The 16,123-nt window shown below is 55.0% G+C and carries 13 protein-coding genes; 8 read left to right on the forward strand and 5 right to left on the reverse strand.

All coding sequences use genetic code 11. From position 1 onward, the window contains the following. The first annotated feature begins 4 nt into the window (after positions 1 to 4). The 3 genes from TA5113_RS13835 (at position 5) to hflX (ending at position 3,185) form a co-directional block, all read left to right on the forward strand. Positions 5 to 1,525, forward strand: coding sequence for a TrkH family potassium uptake protein (locus tag TA5113_RS13835; protein ID WP_058314311.1), 1,521 nt, complete (start codon positions 5 to 7; stop codon positions 1,523 to 1,525). A 124-nt stretch (positions 1,526 to 1,649) separates the two neighbouring features. Further along, entirely contained in the window at positions 1,650 to 1,889 is a 240-nt protein-coding gene (gene hfq / locus TA5113_RS13840) for an RNA chaperone Hfq (RefSeq protein WP_058314310.1), read from the forward strand. Positions 1,890 to 1,913: 24 nt separating this feature from the next. Continuing rightward, complete coding sequence (gene hflX / locus TA5113_RS13845; protein WP_058314492.1) at positions 1,914 to 3,185, forward strand: GTPase HflX; 1,272 nt, start codon at positions 1,914 to 1,916, stop codon at positions 3,183 to 3,185. An 18-nt stretch (positions 3,186 to 3,203) separates the two neighbouring features. Here the strand turns inward: hflX and TA5113_RS13850 are convergent, their stop codons facing one another. Then, positions 3,204 to 3,803 (reverse strand): TetR/AcrR family transcriptional regulator, encoded by a 600-nt coding sequence (locus tag TA5113_RS13850; RefSeq protein WP_058314309.1) that lies wholly within the window; start codon positions 3,801 to 3,803, stop codon positions 3,204 to 3,206. 189 nt (positions 3,804 to 3,992) lie between these two features. Between TA5113_RS13850 and TA5113_RS13855 the strand changes: the two genes are divergently transcribed. Both TA5113_RS13855 and TA5113_RS13860 read left to right on the forward strand, forming a co-directional pair. Next, complete coding sequence (locus TA5113_RS13855) at positions 3,993 to 4,958, forward strand: haloalkane dehalogenase (RefSeq protein ID WP_082625834.1); 966 nt, start codon at positions 3,993 to 3,995, stop codon at positions 4,956 to 4,958. A 27-nt stretch (positions 4,959 to 4,985) separates the two neighbouring features. Next, complete coding sequence (locus TA5113_RS13860) at positions 4,986 to 5,549, forward strand: carboxymuconolactone decarboxylase family protein (RefSeq protein ID WP_058314308.1); 564 nt, start codon at positions 4,986 to 4,988, stop codon at positions 5,547 to 5,549. A 61-nt stretch (positions 5,550 to 5,610) separates the two neighbouring features. On the opposite strand, the gene TA5113_RS13865 is transcribed toward TA5113_RS13860, so the two are convergent. After that, the gene (locus tag TA5113_RS13865; RefSeq protein WP_058314307.1) at positions 5,611 to 8,070 is read right to left on the reverse strand and encodes a penicillin acylase family protein; all 2,460 of its coding nucleotides are present in this window, start codon (positions 8,068 to 8,070) and stop codon (positions 5,611 to 5,613) included. 86 nt (positions 8,071 to 8,156) lie between these two features. On the opposite strand from TA5113_RS13865, the gene TA5113_RS13870 reads away from it, so the two are divergent. After that, a complete protein-coding gene (locus TA5113_RS13870) occupies positions 8,157 to 9,041 on the forward strand; it encodes an NAD(P)-dependent oxidoreductase (RefSeq protein WP_058314306.1) in 885 nt (294 codons plus the stop codon). A gap of 41 nt (positions 9,042 to 9,082) precedes the next feature. On the opposite strand, the gene TA5113_RS13875 is transcribed toward TA5113_RS13870, so the two are convergent. Further along, positions 9,083 to 9,643, reverse strand: a complete 561-nt coding sequence (locus TA5113_RS13875; RefSeq protein WP_058314305.1) for a lipid-binding SYLF domain-containing protein — start codon at positions 9,641 to 9,643, stop codon at positions 9,083 to 9,085. A 132-nt stretch (positions 9,644 to 9,775) separates the two neighbouring features. Continuing rightward, on the reverse strand, positions 9,776 to 10,771 hold the full coding sequence (gene hemB, locus TA5113_RS13880) for a porphobilinogen synthase (RefSeq protein WP_058314304.1): 996 nt from the start codon (positions 10,769 to 10,771) through the stop codon (positions 9,776 to 9,778). A 114-nt stretch (positions 10,772 to 10,885) separates the two neighbouring features. Here hemB and TA5113_RS13885 point away from each other — a divergent pair, with 114 nt between their 5' ends. Together TA5113_RS13885 and mfd are read left to right on the forward strand one after the other, a co-directional pair. Continuing rightward, positions 10,886 to 11,410 (forward strand): hypothetical protein, encoded by a 525-nt coding sequence (locus TA5113_RS13885; protein ID WP_058314303.1) that lies wholly within the window; start codon positions 10,886 to 10,888, stop codon positions 11,408 to 11,410. Positions 11,411 to 11,447: 37 nt separating this feature from the next. After that, positions 11,448 to 14,882: a transcription-repair coupling factor gene (gene mfd, locus TA5113_RS13890; protein ID WP_058314302.1), complete on the forward strand. Its 3,435-nt coding sequence runs from the start codon at positions 11,448 to 11,450 to the stop codon at positions 14,880 to 14,882. Positions 14,883 to 14,893: 11 nt separating this feature from the next. On the opposite strand, the gene TA5113_RS13895 is transcribed toward mfd, so the two are convergent. After that, positions 14,894 to 16,096 carry a multidrug effflux MFS transporter gene (locus tag TA5113_RS13895; protein WP_058314301.1) on the reverse strand — a complete coding sequence of 401 codons (1,203 nt, stop codon included), beginning with the start codon at positions 16,094 to 16,096 and terminating at the stop codon, positions 14,894 to 14,896. Positions 16,097 to 16,123 lie beyond the last annotated feature (27 nt).

A 16,123-nucleotide genomic window follows, 5' to 3' on the forward strand; every position in this document is an offset into this window, starting at 1 on the left:
TCTCATGATCCGCGCCATCCAGAATATCCCCCTTATCCTGCAATTTGCCGGGATCAGCGGGTTGGCGATGTTTCTGCCAGCGATTTATGCCCTGCGGCTTGAAGATTTCCATGAGGCGCGAAGCTTTTTCTACGGCGGTATTCTAACTTTATTTGCCACATCGCTCATTGCAGTGACCCTGCGCGAACCAGAAGGTCGGGACGTGCGGCTACAACGGTATTTGCTGGCGCTTTTTGGGGCCTACACGGTTTTGCCCATCGTTTTGGCCTTCCCATTTTATGAAGCCCTGCGAACGACCAGTTTCTTGAACGCTTACCTTGAAATGGTGAGCTGCCTGACGACCACAGGGCTTGTTTTGTTTGATGAGCCATCCCGATTGTCACCTGCATTGCACCTATGGCGATCGCTTGTTGGCTGGATGGGTGGCATGATGATGTGGGTGGCCGCTGTCGCGGTCTTTTCGCCGCTGAGTTTGGGTGGTTTTGAAGTCACGACGCGTGGCGAAACGGGGCAATATAATGAACAAGGTCAAAGGCTTGGCAGTCTTGACCCGGGCAAGCGTTGGCGTCGGACTGCGGTGCATTTGCTGCCGATCTATATCGGCCTGACGGCGGTTTTGTGGATCTTGCAAATGGTGATTGGCGAGCGGGCTTTGACTGCGGCGACCCATGCCATGTCCGTCATGGCGACCAGCGGAATTTCCAATGTGGGCGGCGTGCAAAATGCATCGACTGGTCTTGGCGGAGAAGTCTTGGTCTTCTTGTTCATGTTCTTCGCTCTGTCTCGGCAAACCTTCGCGACCGATCTAGGGGCGACCCGGCGTGGGCGCTTGTTTGATGACCCTGAGTTCCGCTTTGGGCTTTTTCTGATCGCGATTGTGCCAACCCTTTTGCTTTTGCGTCACTGGTACGGGGCGATTGAGGTTGATGAAGAAGCAAACGTATTGGCCGCATTTAGAGCGGCGTGGGGTTCGGTCTTCACTGTTTTGTCCTTCCTGACCACCACGGGGTTTGAAAGTGCAGAGTGGCAAACGGCACAGAACTGGTCTGGTTTGGGAACGCCTGGCCTTATTCTATTAGGTCTTGCCATGGTCGGCGGTGGCGTCGCGACAACAGCGGGTGGCGTCAAACTGCTCAGGGTATATGCGCTTTATCTGCAAGGCCTGCGAGAGATGGAAAGGCTGGTGCATCCGAATTCTGTGAGTACCACGGGCATGAGGAGCCGGCGTATTCGAAGCAAAGGCGCTTTGATTGCCTGGGTCTTTTTCATGCTGGCTGCACTGTCCATGACCGCAGTCACGTTGTTGCTGACAGGGCTCGGTATTGGTTTTCAGGACGGGATCGTTTTGGCAATCTCAGCGCTATCGACGACAGGACCGTTGGCGCAAAGCGCCGTTTCTGTACCCATCGACATCCTTGGTGAAAGCTGGGGCGTCAAAGCGGTTCTCTCAGCAGCCATGGTTCTTGGACGTCTTGAAACCCTCGCCATTATCGCACTTTTGTCTCCCAATCTTTGGCAAAAGTGACGAAATACGGGGGAACTAAGTGGAATTCCTCGCGTTTTGGGGGTGGAAACTTGTTTACTGTCCCTCCATACTTATGGTTAGGTATCCTTAACCGCAGCATAAGAAGAATAAAGGCGAACAAACAATGGCTTCGGATAGACAGAACCTCCAGGACGCATTCCTGAATCACGTACGTAAGACCAAGGTTCCGGTCACAATCTTTCTCATCAATGGTGTGAAATTGCAGGGTGTCATCACTTGGTTTGACAATTTCTGCGTTCTTCTGCGCCGCGATGGGCAAAGCCAACTGGTCTATAAGCATGCGATTTCGACAATCATGCCGGCCCAGCCGATCAGCCTTTATGAGGGCGAAGACGCCCAATAAACGAGGGTGTAGAACTATCCTATGATGGAACACGAAACGCATGTCACCCGCGCTTGGGTGCTGCGTCCCGAAGTAAAATCCGCAGATCAAAAACGCGACGCCTCTTCTGCTTTGGAAGAGGCGGTTTCACTTGCGGCTGCGCTTCCGAATTTGGAAGTTGTCGGCGCAGACGTTGTGCGGCTACAAAAAATTCAGCCCGGTAAGTTGTTTGGCTCAGGCAAGATTGAAGAACTTGCCGCAAAACTGAAGGCTGAAGAGGTCGAATTGGTTCTCATTGATGGACCCGTGACGCCTGTTCAGCAGCGCAACTTGGAAAAGGAATGGAAGGTTAAACTTCTGGACCGGACCGGGTTGATCTTGGAAATCTTCTCTGACCGTGCGCGAACCCGAGAAGGGGTACTGCAGGTCGAGATGGCGGCGCTGTCCTATCAACGGACCCGGCTTGTGCGCGCTTGGACCCACTTGGAACGCCAACGTGGTGGTTTGGGCTTTGTGGGTGGTCCTGGTGAAACCCAGATCGAGGCGGACCGCCGGGCGATTGACGACCAACTGGTGCGTCTCCGCCGCCAATTGGCGAAGGTGGTCAAAACCCGCGAGCTGCATCGCGGTGCGCGGGCCAAAGTGCCTTATCCAATTGTTGCGCTTGTGGGCTACACCAACGCCGGAAAGTCTACGCTTTTCAACCGGGTAACCGGGGCTGAGGTGCTCGCGAAAGACATGCTTTTTGCGACACTTGACCCAACCATGCGGCGGCTTGAGTTGACCGATGGGCCAGAGGTCATCCTGTCCGATACGGTGGGCTTCATCTCTGATCTGCCGACCGAATTGGTCGCAGCCTTCCGCGCGACTTTGGAAGAGGTGTTGGCCGCGGACATCATCCTGCATGTGCGGGATATTTCGCATCCAGAAAGCGATAATCAAGCCGAAGACGTGCATACCATCCTGACCCAACTAGGTGTGTCAGAGGATATTCCCCAGCTTGAGGTCTGGAACAAGATCGACCTTCTTGAAGAAGACGATATTGCAGCGATGCATGCCAAAGCGGCGCGGGCAGACGATATCTATTCGATTTCAGCCATCACTGGCGAAGGCATCGACCTGCTGCTTGCAGAGGTCACAAAGCGCCTTCAAGGCGATGTGAAAGTCGAAGTGCTGAATTTGCCGTTCTCGGCTGGAAAAGAACGGGCTTGGTTGTTCGCCGAAAACATTGTCGAAGATGAGACGCAAACAGATACCGGTTTTGACATCACGGTGAAATGGACCCCGCGTCAGGCGGCCAAGTTCAAATCACTTTAGGCGGTGCGTGGCTTGGGCTTAATTGGCCTCTGCGAACAGTCCCAGACCTTTCAAAGATGCCTTGGCCGTGATCCAAAGTTCAGCTTCGCTGTGCAACGCCTTTGAGAGCGTGTTGAGGCCAAGTAGGGACGCTTGAAGGGCCAGCGCCTTGGCATGTGCATCGGTGTCCGCCGGGAGTTCTCCGTTTTGGATGGCGATCGTCAAAAGGTGTTCCAAACGTGCTGCGCTTTGTAAAATCCAGTCTTCTAAGAATGGACCGAGTTCGTCGTGGCTGCCGGCGAGCTCTGCAAGCGCATTCACAATCATGCAACCGCGGTGGTGCCGATCCTCTGCGCGCACCCTGCAGATCGTTTTGAACATGACAGTGATCAATGGAAGTATGGGTTCGTCGTCATCAATCTCGGCCAATACATGGTCGGGCGAGAGGGCCGCATATGATGTCAGCGCGGCTTTAAACAGCGCTTCCTGCGAGCCGAAGGCGTTGTAATAGCTGGATCGAGTGATCCCCAGGCGTTCTGACATGGCTTTTACGGATGTGGCCGCATAGCCGTCGCTCCAGATTGCCTGCATGGCTTCTGAAACGGCCAGATCTTTATCGATTTTTGACGGGCGTGCCATTTTGCTCCTTCACAGCTTCGTGAACAATTTCATTTTGTACATATATGGACAAAACCAGTTCACCATGTTTTATACATAGGTGTTCAAAACTGATTTCGTCAAGCTAAACTCGCATGATTTGTACATGGGGCACGCCTTTTGGGCGTGGCCGCGGGATCGGTTTGTCCAAAAACGCAAAAAGGACCAAAAATGATACGACCGATCATTCTGGCGGCCTGTCTTGTGGCAGCGACCGCGCTAACTGGGTGGGCGGAGCCGAAGCTCCCTGTGCCCGAAATTTCTGAAGACCAGCCGTTTCCAGTTCAGGAAACGCGCGTGCTGGACAGTACCATGACATGGATTGAGACCGGCGAGGGCGCACCAGTGCTCTTCCTGCATGGCAATCCGACGTCGTCTTACCTCTGGCGCAATGTTTTGCCTGAAGTCGGCAAGACACACCGCGCGATTGCGGTGGACCTGATTGGTATGGGTGGGTCAGGCAAGCCTGACATTGCTTATACATTCGCAGATCATGCCCGGTATCTCTCTGCTTTCATTGATAAAATGGAACTAACTGAGTTTGCGCTTGTGGGTCATGATTGGGGGGCGGCGCTTGCTTGGGACTTTGCATCCCGTCACCCTGAACGAGTCACAGCACTTTCCTTCATGGAAGGCGTATTGCCGCCATCCTTCCCATTGCCTGGTTACGAGGTCATGGGTGAAACCGGAGAGGCGCTGCGCGCTTTGCGCACTCCTAATGTGGGTGAAGAGCTGGTCATCACGCAAAACATGTTCGTCGAACAAATGCTGCCGGGATTTGTAAATCGCCCGCTTGGTGAGAAAGCAATGGCCGCATATCGGGCGCCGTTTGAACGCCCGGCGGATCGTTTCCCAACTTTGCAGTGGCCGCGCGAACTGCCGATTGGTGGCTCTCCTGAAACCAGTGTTGACCTGATGGGGCGGATCACCCGCAGCATGGCAGCACCCGCGTTCCCGGTTCAGCTGCTTTATGTGGAGCCCGGCGTCATTGCCCCTGCCGAAGCGGTGGAATGGTACCGCGTGACGATCCCTGGACTGGAAACCCATTACGTCGGGCAAGGGCTGCACTTCTTCCAAGAAGATCACCCAAAAGCCATCGGTCTTGCCATCTCTGATTGGCTGCGCCGCCAGAACTAATCTATTCTTAAAAAACTAGGATTAAAAATGTTTACCTATCACGACGAAACCACTGCGCCGAGCGCGTCAGTGCCGCTGCTGCAACAATCTAAGAAGGCTTATGGTTTTCACCCTAAACTCCACCAGACCATGGCCGAAGCGCCCGCAACTTACGCAGCATATCTCGAAACCTACCGATTGTTCACGGAAGAGACCTCGCTGACACCACTTGAGCAGCAGGTGGTGATGATGGCGTCAAATTTTGAGAACCGCTGCCATTATTGCTGTGCTGGCCATACCATGTTGATGAAGATGATTGATGCGCCAGCGGACGTGATTGAAGCGTTGCGCGATGGACGTGAACTCGCAGATCCAAAGCTGGAAGCGCTGCGGACATTCGCACGGGACCTGCTTTTGATGCGGGGCCATGTAGGGGATGAGCGTCTGGAGGCGTTTTTGGCAGCTGGATATGATCGAAAGCAGGCGCTTGAGGTCTTGGTTGGCCTGTCTTCTAAACTCCTGTCGAACTTTACCAATGCCCTTGCACATACGGAACTGGACGACGCGGTTGCGCCATTTGAATGGATCCATCCGGACCAGCGTGCGGCCTAAGCTTAACGGATTTTGGTACCAAACCGCGCATCTGAAAACAGGTGCGCGGTTTTTTTTGCGTTTAGGGCAGAAGCCTCGTAACGCCAACCGCAGCCGCACGCGCGAGGTCTTCATCCAATGACATCGGCACATATTCCCCGCGACGCCATAGCTGGGCCATGTCGTCGTAATAACGGCTTAAGAAGTGACCCGATTGACCCGTGGAAATGATAAAGACAGAACTGTCAGGATCCGCAAAGTCATAAACGCCGCGATAGGCTGCTGCATGGCTGTTCAGGAACGGATCTGGTCCTTTGCCAATGGTCTTGCCGCGCTGCAAAGTGTTATCCCCACCGCTGGTGGATTGGCGGATGTTTACAAAGGCTTTCAACAAAGACACTTCGCCCAACACTTGGTGGTCATGGGTGGCTTGGTGCGCATCGCCCCAGCGCAGGCTTTCCAGGTTGCGGCCGTATTTCTCTTCAATCCAGATGATCGCGTCATCCAGTGCAAGGCGAGCAACATCGGAGCAGCTTTCAACGGCAGCACTCTGGATCACGTCACACCAAGCGCCAGCGCCATCTACGTCACGGAAAACCCGCTCAATAAACAGAGGCTCGACATGGGTGAACTCCACTTCCAACGGGCCGAGCTCGTCTTTAATGAGACGGGTCTGAAGAGCGCGCATCCATGCGGAATAGATCAGCGGTTCGGGTAGATGCTCGTTCATCTCACCGTTCCACTCAGCCAAAAGCGCTAAGGCGCGCTGGCGTTGGCGCTCTGGCGTGCCGTCTGGTGCGCTTTCACCCGTGAACCAAAGGTCTGCGGCGACGAGCGGCAAGAGGCTGCGCGCCGTGAAGCTGACAGTATCGAGCTGCGCCTCGATAAAGCTATCACGCGTGTGCACTTGACGCCCTTGCATCAAACGCTCCCAGCGATGAACGCGTTGGCTGTCACCCCAAGTGAAGGACATGTGCAGCGGGAAGGCCCGGTCGATGACTTTGTTGTTTGTGTTTCCGATTATACCGCCGATTGGCGCGATGAACTCGGGGTTGGAGGCGTAAGGAAGGCGGCCTTGCCAACGGTTTTCGGGGCGCCAGCCAAGGCTTGGCATACGGCCTTTGGATTGGTGCAACGCCGCTCGGCGTGGGTTTGCGCCCACGGTTTTCATTGCGATATTTTCACGATCAGCAAGAGTTAGGTTTTGGGCAGGCGCAATGTACTTTTCCGCCGCTGCAATCGCGCTGCGTACGTCGTCCGCGTACATCAGGCCAATCGCGGCATCCATTGATGTGTCACGTGGGCTTAAAGAGGTCCAACTTAAAGCAGCAACGTGGCCCTTGGGAGTGACGGTCTTTAGGTCGAATTGATTGCCCTCAAGGATCGGACCGTTGTCCGACCAACGCAGAGTTAGCGTGATCGGCTCAGCGTCTTTGATGTTGATGATAGAGCTACGCGTGCGGAACTCTTTGAACCCATTTGGTGTGCGATATTGATTTGGATTGGCTGGGTTTAGCTCTTCAATCAAAACGTCTTGGTCGTCGAGATAGGCAGATGTCAGCCCCCAACCCAAACGGTCGCTGCGCCCCGTGAGAACCGCTGGAATGCCGGGAATTGTGCCGCCTATCACGCCGCCTTTTGAAAGCTCCATACGGGCCAGATACCAGATGGCAGGTGCACTCAATTCCAGATGCGGGTCGTTGGCCATCAGCGTGCCACCAGAGGCCGAGCGGTTGGTGGCTGCGGCCCATGCGTTTGACGCACCTGCCATACCGCGGGGTTTGAATGGTGACAGCGGGTGGTGGGCGCGTGGCGCGGCCTCAACATAGCGTTTTGTACCGGGCACCATCGCCGAATACTCGGGCAGGGCAGCAATGCCCGCGCCCGGGAAGTCGGGCATGATGTCAGAAAGCCGCGTCTCGTCAGGTATCAACAATGAAATGCGCGCTCTGAGCACCTCCTCTTCCAGATGACCCGCCAATTGCAACGCCATAACGCGCTGTATTGAGAGGGAGTCAGCAACCCGCCAAGGCGCGATAGGGGCATTGAACAGGAACATCTCGGGTGCACCGCGGCCAAGCGCTTCGCTGTTCACCTCATTGATGCGCGCGTTTACGCCGTTGGCATAGGCGCTCATCATCGCGCGTGTGTGGTCAGATAAGGCGTCGACCGATTGCACTGACAACGGATAGATATCAAGCCGGCGGATTAGACGGTCAATCTCCACCGTTTGCGTGCCAAACACCTCGGACAAACGCCCTTGGGCCGTGCGGCGCATGGTCACCATTTGCCATAGCCGGTCTTGGGCATGGGCATAGCCGAGACCAAAGAACACATCTTCATCCCGAGCGCCAAAAATATGCGGCACATTGGCGTTGTTGCGAACGATTTCGACGGGCGCAGTTACAAAGCCCGTTTGCAGGTCTTTGTCATAGTCAGGCAAGGAGCGGGAGGCAAAATAATAGATCAGCGAAGCCGCCAATCCCATCACCACCAGAAGGCCACTTACGATTCGTAGAAGCCATTTAAAAATCACTGCCATATCTTGCCTTTATTCGTACTGCGTCGCGGGGTAATGCTTGCGAAAGTATTACTGCATTACTGGGAAATGTTGGAAGGGGAAAGCACATGGCAGAGCAGAAGGCAAAAGTCGCGTTTTTGGGGCTTGGTGTGATGGGGTATCCAATGGCGGGTCACCTGAAAGCTGCTGGTTACGATGTCACGGTGTTCAACCGCACCACTGCCAAGGCGGAGGCTTGGGTGGCCGAGCATGGTGGCGCCTTGGGTGTGACCCCAGCAGAGGCAGTCGCAGGGGCGGATTTCGTCATGTCCTGTGTGGGCAATGACGATGACCTGCGTCAGGTCTGCGTCGGAGAGAGCGGGGCATTTGCCGCGATGAAACCTGGGGCCATTTTTGTCGATCACACCACGGTTTCCGCAAAAGTCACATCAGAGCTTTATCGTGCTGCGAAAGAAGCAGGGCTGAATTTCGTCGACGCTCCAATCTCTGGCGGCCAAGCCGGTGCGGAGAATGGCGTCCTTTCTGTCATGTGTGGTGGCGATCAAGAGGCTTATGATGCCGCCGAGCCAATCATGCAGGCCTATTCCCGCATTTGCCGCCGGATTGGCGAGAGTGGGGCCGGTCAGATGACAAAGATGTGCAACCAGATTGCCATTGCGGGGGTGGTGCAGGGCCTGTCAGAAGCGCTGCATTTTGCTGAAAAAGCTGGTCTTGATGGTCGGTCCGTTGTTGAAGTGATCAGCCAAGGGGCGGCCGGCAGTTGGCAAATGAGCAATCGCTACGAAACCATGCTGGATGATCACTTTGATCACGGGTTTGCGGTTGACTGGATGCGCAAGGATCTAGGGATTTGTCTCGATACAGCGGATGAGACCGGCGCAAGCTTGCCGGTTACCGCTTTGGTGGATCAATTCTACAAAGATGTTCAGAAAATCGGTGGCGGGCGTTGGGATACGTCGAGCCTGATCAAGCGTTTGCGCGCTTTGGACTGATTGAGTGTACCCTCGCCCGGTCAGGACGAGGGCCCCAACTTTTAGGGAATAATACGGGTGTATTTTGTACCCTCGAGTGTCGCGCCTATACGCAGACCCGCACGTCCAAAGACAACGGCCAAAACTGGTGCGGTGAGTGTCGTGGTTTCCGCAGCAAGGCTGTCGCCGCGATCAGACACAACATACTCCAAATCTGCGCCTGCCGCCCAGCCGCTAGAACGGCGGAAATTGTAAAGCGCATCCTGAGTCATGAAAAACAAAACATGGGCATATTGCTGCGCGCCGATCTGAAGGCCAAAGTTGGCGCGGGCGTTGGAATAATAGTCAACGGTTACACCATCAACCAGCAATGCCCCACGGCCAAATGCGCCGCCCACACCCAGACCCGCCTCGGTCACCAGTGGCATCACCAGCATACCGGCGGATTTTGCTTCCAAATCCACGGTGTTGGGGAACTTGCTATACATGTGGTTCAGCGTTTGGCTGACTCGCGCGTCAATCGTGGCCGCGCCATTGCCGCCAATCCCGTTGCCGCATGCGGCGGTCACAGATGCACCGGCCAAAGCGGTCATCGCGAAAGTTCGTCTGTTCATACGTGTCATGATCTTGCCCGTATCCAATATAACTGCAAATCGCCGCATTTATGCGGTCGTTGAGCGAACTATAGCCAATCGCCCAAGCCTTGTCATCCAAAGCCGGGTTAATTGAGCGAGTTAGCGCTGATTTTTGCAGTGTTAGGCGAGGGCCTTCGCCACATCAGGCGCGAAATAAGTAAGGATCCCATCACAACCAGCGCGTTTGAAAGCCAAAAGGCTCTCGATCATCGCTTTGTCTCCGTCGATCCAGCCGTTCTGTGCGGCCGCTTTGATCATCGCGTATTCGCCAGAGACTTGGTAGGCGAAGGTCGGAATGCCAAAGGTGGATTTCACGCGGGTGCAGATATCCAGATATGGCATGCCGGGTTTGACCATCACCATATCCGCACCTTCTTGCAGATCACGCTCCACAAGGCGCAGCGCCTCATCCCCGTTGCCCGGATCCATCTGGTAGGTTTTTTTGTCACCTTTCAATGCCCCTGATGCGCCGACCGCATCTCGGAACGGGCCATAGAAAGCACTGGCGTATTTTGCAGAATAGCTCATCAGCGTCGTATCTTGATGGCCCGCGGCTTCAAGCGCCGTGCGGATCGCGCCAATGCGCCCATCCATCATGTCTGAAGGGCCAATGATGTCAGCGCCTGCATCTGCCTGGCTGAGCGCTTGCTTGACCAAAGCTTCAACTGTGCGGTCATTGACGATCTCGCCGTTCTCCACAAATCCGTCATGGCCGTTGATGTTATAGGGATCTAGCGCAACATCCGTCATGACAGCGATATCGGGAACGGCCGCCTTGATAGCTCGTGTCGCGCGGTTGGTAAGGTTTTCCGGGTTCCAAGCCTCTGCACAGTCTTCGGTCTTCAACGCAGCGTCGGTGTAAGGAAACAGGCAAATCACTGGAATGCCCAGATCGTGTGCTTGTTTTGCCGCTTCCACCACGCGATCCACCGAATAACGGACAACGCCCGGCATGCTTTCGATGGGTTCCTCAATGCCTTCACCGTCACGCACGAAGACCGGCCAGATCAGGTCTGAAACCGACAAAGTGTTTTCCTGCACCAAAGCACGAATGGCGCTGGATTGGCGGGTGCGGCGCAGGCGCGCTGCGGGGAAAGATGCAACTTTTGGGCGCATGTTAACCTCTCAAAGTGTTGCTAATGAGTTGCCACGGATATTCCTTCGCGACAAGGGTAGGAATTGCCGCGCTTGCAGGGTATGTGAGGGCGCTCATGACGAAGGACCTATCCCTTGAATTGGTATGAAACCGTACTCGAACTGATTGATCTGCGCAGTTTTTCCAACCTGTGGTTCTGGATCATGCTGGCGGTGATTTGGTCTTCGGCCAGCCATTGGATCCTTGGGGTGCCTTATGATCTTGTGCTGCGGGCACGGCGTAAGGGAGGGCAACATGAAGACGATTTGCATGATCTCGTGCGCATTAACGTGGGTCGTTTGATGTATATCAGCCGTGTTTCCGGGTTGTGGATGACCTCTTTTGGCTGCTTTTTGCTGAGCATTGTTGCTGTGCTTGGGTTCTATTACCGGATCGAATTTGCGCAGGCGACGTTTCTCATTTTTTTCCCGCTGGCATTTGTCGGCCTTTTAACGCTTGCGACAGCGCGCGGCATTGAAGCGGATGCCTCAAGCGGAGAAGAGCTTTACAAACGGCTGGCGCGGCATCGGGTTTATGTTCAATTGATTGGTACTATGTCCATTTTCGTGACCTCCATGTGGGGCATGTATCAGAATTTCCAGATATCTCCACTTGGCTAGCCAGACCAGCAATCAGGCAGGGTATTAGGACGCTCAAATGCAACAGAACCACGTGACCATCGGCGGCGCGCCGGAAGGCTATGATGCCAAGTTGATCTTAGATGAGGTCGCCAAATCCGGTGGCCCGGTCATCCATGTCGCGCGCGATGACAAGCGGTTGGCGGCCATGCAGGCCGCGCTTGCATTCTTTGCACCAGACATGCCCGTTGTGACGTTTCCAGGTTGGGATTGTTTGCCTTATGACCGCGTGTCGCCCAATGCAGATATCTCTGCTGCGCGCATGTCGACCTTGGCGGGGATTTTGCATGGGGCCATGCCCAAGCAATTTGTGCTGCTCACGACCCTGAATGCCGCGACCCAGCGTGTCCCGGCGCGTGAAGTGTTAAAAGACGCGGTGTTTCGGGCGCAGGTGGATTACCGCGTGGATGAAAAGGCGCTGCGCGCGTTCTTGGTCCGTATGGGCTTTACCCAAGCGCCAACGGTGATGGAACCGGGCGATTATGCGGTGCGCGGCGGCATTATTGATATCTTTCCTCCGGGCGATACCGGCCCTGTGCGGCTTGATCTTTTTGGTGACGTCCTTGATGGCGCGCGCCGGTTTGATCCTGTGTCCCAGCGCACCACGGAAAAGCTTGATATCATTGAACTTGCGCCGGTTTCTGAGGTCATTCTAGACGAGGCTGCTATCACGCGGTTCCGCCAGAATTACCGCATCGAGTTTGGTGCTGCTGGCACGGATGACCCACTTTATGAGGCGGTTTCTGCAGGGAAAAAGCATCAAGGGGTGGAGCATTGGCTACCCTTCTTTCATGAGAAGCTTGAGACGCTGTTTGATTATCTGCCAGATGCGTCCGTGTCGCTGGATGATCAAACGGACGCGGTGCGTCTCGCGCGTTGGGACTCTGTCGCGGATCAATACGAAACCCGCAAACACGCGCTTGAGCAAAAGACGCGGCTTGATTCCGTTTATAAACCGGTGCCTCCTGAGCTGCTCTATATGGATGACAGTGCCTGGACCAAGGCGATTTACAATACGCGCGTTCTGAATTTCAAGCCGCTGCCGCAAGCGTCGGGTCCTGGCGCGATTGACAGTATGGGGCGGATTGGGCGGAACTTCTCGCCAGAACGTCAGCAGGAAAATATTAGCCTCTTCGGTGCCTTGGCGGATCATCTGAAAGCAAAACTTCAGGATGGACCGGTTGTTGTGGCGTCATATTCTGAAGGTGCGCGAGAGCGGCTTTCGGGGCTTATTGAAGATGAAGGTCTGTCCGAAACGATCCTCATCGACAATGCCAAATCGATTGGAAAATCGGGCCTGTATCTGACAGTCTGGGCGCTGGAAAACGGTTTTGAAGCACCGGGCCTAACGGTCATTTCAGAACAGGACGTGCTTGGGGACCGGTTGATCCGCGCGCCAAAGAAAAAGCGCCGTGCTGAGAACTTCCTGACTGAAACACAATCGCTGTCACCCGGCGATCTGGTGGTGCATGTGGATCACGGGATCGGGCGGTATCATGGGATGGAAGTGATTTCCGCTGCCGGGGCAGCCCATGAATGCTTGAGCCTTGAATATGCCGAGAGTTCGCGCCTTTATCTGCCCGTAGAGAATATCGAACTGCTCTCACGTTATGGCCATGATGAAGGCCTGCTTGATAAGCTGGGTGGCGGCGCTTGGCAGGCTAAGAAAGCCCGTCTCAAAGAGCGTATTCGCGAGATGGCGGATAAGCTGATCCGCGTGGCTGCCGAACGCGCCTTGCGCAAAGCGCCGGTGTTGGAAGCGCCTCATCATGCATGGGAAAGCTTTGCGGCGCGCTTCCCGTATCAAGAAACCGATGATCAACTTTCAGCAATCGAAAACGTGTTGGATGACCTGACCGCCGGTCAACCCATGGACCGTTTGGTGTGCGGTGATGTGGGCTTTGGTAAAACTGAAGTAGCTATGCGGGCTGCTTTTGTGGCGGCCATGACGGGCGTGCAAGTGGCGGTGATTGCGCCAACCACTCTGCTGGCGCGTCAGCACTTGAAAAGCTTCCAAGAACGGTTCCGGGGTTTCCCATTGGAAGTGCGTGGCTTGTCACGGTTCATCTCTGCCAAAGAAGCAGACCAGACCCGCGAGGGGCTTGCCAAAGGGACCGTTGATATTGTGGTCGGCACCCATGCGCTTCTGGCAAAATCCGTGCGTTTTAAGGACCTTGGTTTGCTGATTGTCGATGAAGAGCAGCATTTTGGGGTTGGACATAAAGAGCGTTTGAAACAAATGCGCTCTGATATTCACGTGCTGACCCTGACCGCGACACCGATCCCTCGGACTCTGCAACTCTCTCTGTCTGGCGTGCGTGACCTGTCGATCATTGGCACGCCGCCGGTCGACCGTCTGGCGATCCGCACCTATGTCAGTGAATTTGATGCGATCACTATTCGGGAAGCACTGCTGCGAGAACACTATCGCGGTGGTCAGAGCTTCTATGTGGTGCCGCGCATTTCCGATCTGCCAGAGATCGAAGAATTCCTGAAAGAGCAATTGCCAGAGCTGACCTATGTGGTCGCCCATGGTCAGATGGCAGCGGGTGAGCTCGATGATCGGATGAACGCCTTTTATGACGGCAAATATGATGTGTTGCTGGCCACGACCATTGTGGAATCCGGTCTGGACATTCCGACCGCGAACACGATGGTGGTGCATCGCGCGGATATGTTTGGTCTAAGCCAGCTTTACCAAATCCGGGGTCGTGTGGGTCGCTCCAAAACGCGCGCTTACGCTTACCTGACGACGCAACCGCGTAAGAAACTGACAGCAACAGCCGAAAAACGCCTGCGCGTTCTTGGCTCACTGGATACCTTGGGCGCTGGGTTTACACTGGCAAGCCAAGATCTCGATATTCGCGGGGCGGGCAATCTGCTCGGCGAAGAACAATCGGGTCAGATGCGCGATGTGGGTTACGAGCTTTATCAATCCATGCTGGAAGACGCGATTGCTAAGATCAAAGCGGGTCAGCTGGAAGGCCTATCAGAGCATGACGATCAATGGGCGCCGCAGATCAATCTGGGTGTGCCGGTTCTGATCCCAGAGAAATACGTGCCCGATCTGGATGTACGTCTTGGCCTATATCGTCGTTTGAGTGGACTGACCACCAAGGTCGAATTGGAAGGCTTTGCCGCCGAACTCATTGACCGCTTTGGTAAATTGCCGCGCGAAGTCAATACCTTGCTCTTGGTCGTGCGCATCAAAGCGATGTGTAAGAAAGCGGGTATCGCGAAGCTGGATGGCGGGCCAAAAGGCGCGACCATTCAGTTCCACAATGACAAGTTTAAGTCCCCGCAAGGGTTGGTGGAATTTATAACCGATCAAAAAGGGCTAGCGAAGATCAAAGAGAATAAGATCGTCGTGCGCCGGGATTGGAAAAAAGACTCGGATAAGATCAAAGGTGCTTTCGCCATTGCCCGCGATCTTGCGCACAAAGCGCGAGTTTAGAGGCGAGGCCTTTAGGCCTCGCTCAAGACCCGCGGTCCAAGGCGTAGCATGGCTGCCAGAGCAATCGCTTCAAACACCAGAACGCCTAACAGCAATGGCAGCGGGGTGCCGTCAAAGCTGAGGCTGATCGGCATGGAAAGCGCCGCTGCGGCGATGGCTGAGACCGCGCCGCTGATCGAAGCCGCCATGCCGGCCACATGGCCCAAAGGTTCCATCGACAGGGCATTAAGATTGCCCAGCGTGAAGCCGATGGACACGAACAAAGTCGTGGACCATGCAAAGAATACCCAGACATTCATCAACCCTAGGGCCCAAAGCGCGAGGGCGATCACAGTTGATGCCACAATGCCGATGAGCGCCGATTTGATCATAATGCGCATGCCAAACCGCATCACCAATCTCGCGTTCACCATGTTTGCAGGCATCGCGATCAGGGCAGACGCCGCAAAGAAAATTGGGAAACTGCTGCCTATATCATAAGACTGGACGTAAATCGGCTGGATCGTTGCCACCATTGAGAAGAGAGAGCCGAAGATAAAGATCTGCGCAACCAGTGCGTATCGAAACACGCGGTTCGCGAAGCAGGCGATGAAACCCTCTTTCACCAAAGTGAAGGAAACGGGCCGTCGCGCGTCTCCAATATGGGTTTCTGGCTGGCGCAGGCCCACCCAAAGCGAGAGGATCAACGCAAAAAGTGCGAAGGAAAAAAAGATCGCACGCCAACCAAAACCAAGCATGATCATCTGACCCAGCGCAGGCGCAATGGCGGGCACCAGAGAGAAAATCGTCATGGCAAACGAGATGATCGAGGCCATACGTTCGCCTGAATAAAGATCACGCACCAGCGCCTGACCCGCTACACGAGGACCAGCAACGGCAATGCCTTGCAAGAAGCGTCCCATCAGGACCTGATCCAGATCTGAGGCGAGGCCAGCCCAAAGCGCGCCCACGGTGTAAATGGCGAAACCACCAAGAATGATGGGTTTTCGACCATATGCGTCGGATAAAGGACCCGCCACAAAAGTACCAATCCCCATGCCCAGCACAAAAATACCGATCACCAGCGTGGCGTTCTCTGGTTCAGACGGGCTGAGCTCTTGGCCGATCTGTGTCAGTGCAGGCAGCATCGCATCGATGGAAAAGGCGATCGTGGCAAAAAGCATTGCGAGCAACGCAATGAACTCCGGCTGCGAAAGGCGGCGCGGTGTGGTCATGAGAGTATTCCAGAACAAGAAAAGGTC

Origin of the sequence: Cognatishimia activa (genome assembly GCF_001458335.1) — a bacterium.
Lineage (GTDB): Bacteria > Pseudomonadota > Alphaproteobacteria > Rhodobacterales > Rhodobacteraceae > Cognatishimia > Cognatishimia activa.

Excerpts from the sequence above, each read along its gene's own strand:
- TA5113_RS13865 (WP_058314307.1), bottom strand. The coding sequence starts at position 8,070 with ATGGCAGTGATTTTTAAATGGCTTCTACGAATCGTAAGTGGCCTTCTG.
- TA5113_RS13875 (WP_058314305.1), bottom strand. The coding sequence starts at position 9,643 with ATGACACGTATGAACAGACGAACTTTCGCGATGACCGCTTTGGCCGGT.
- TA5113_RS13855 (WP_082625834.1), top strand. The coding sequence starts at position 3,993 with ATGATACGACCGATCATTCTGGCGGCCTGTCTTGTGGCAGCGACCGCG.
- hflX (WP_058314492.1), top strand. The coding sequence starts at position 1,914 with ATGGAACACGAAACGCATGTCACCCGCGCTTGGGTGCTGCGTCCCGAA.
- TA5113_RS13850 (WP_058314309.1), bottom strand. The coding sequence starts at position 3,803 with ATGGCACGCCCGTCAAAAATCGATAAAGATCTGGCCGTTTCAGAAGCC.
- hfq (WP_058314310.1), top strand. The coding sequence starts at position 1,650 with ATGGCTTCGGATAGACAGAACCTCCAGGACGCATTCCTGAATCACGTA.
- hemB (WP_058314304.1), bottom strand. The coding sequence starts at position 10,771 with ATGCGCCCAAAAGTTGCATCTTTCCCCGCAGCGCGCCTGCGCCGCACC.
- TA5113_RS13860 (WP_058314308.1), top strand. The coding sequence starts at position 4,986 with ATGTTTACCTATCACGACGAAACCACTGCGCCGAGCGCGTCAGTGCCG.
- TA5113_RS13870 (WP_058314306.1), top strand. The coding sequence starts at position 8,157 with ATGGCAGAGCAGAAGGCAAAAGTCGCGTTTTTGGGGCTTGGTGTGATG.
- TA5113_RS13835 (WP_058314311.1), top strand. The coding sequence starts at position 5 with ATGATCCGCGCCATCCAGAATATCCCCCTTATCCTGCAATTTGCCGGG.
- mfd (WP_058314302.1), top strand. The coding sequence starts at position 11,448 with ATGCAACAGAACCACGTGACCATCGGCGGCGCGCCGGAAGGCTATGAT.
- TA5113_RS13895 (WP_058314301.1), bottom strand. The coding sequence starts at position 16,096 with ATGACCACACCGCGCCGCCTTTCGCAGCCGGAGTTCATTGCGTTGCTC.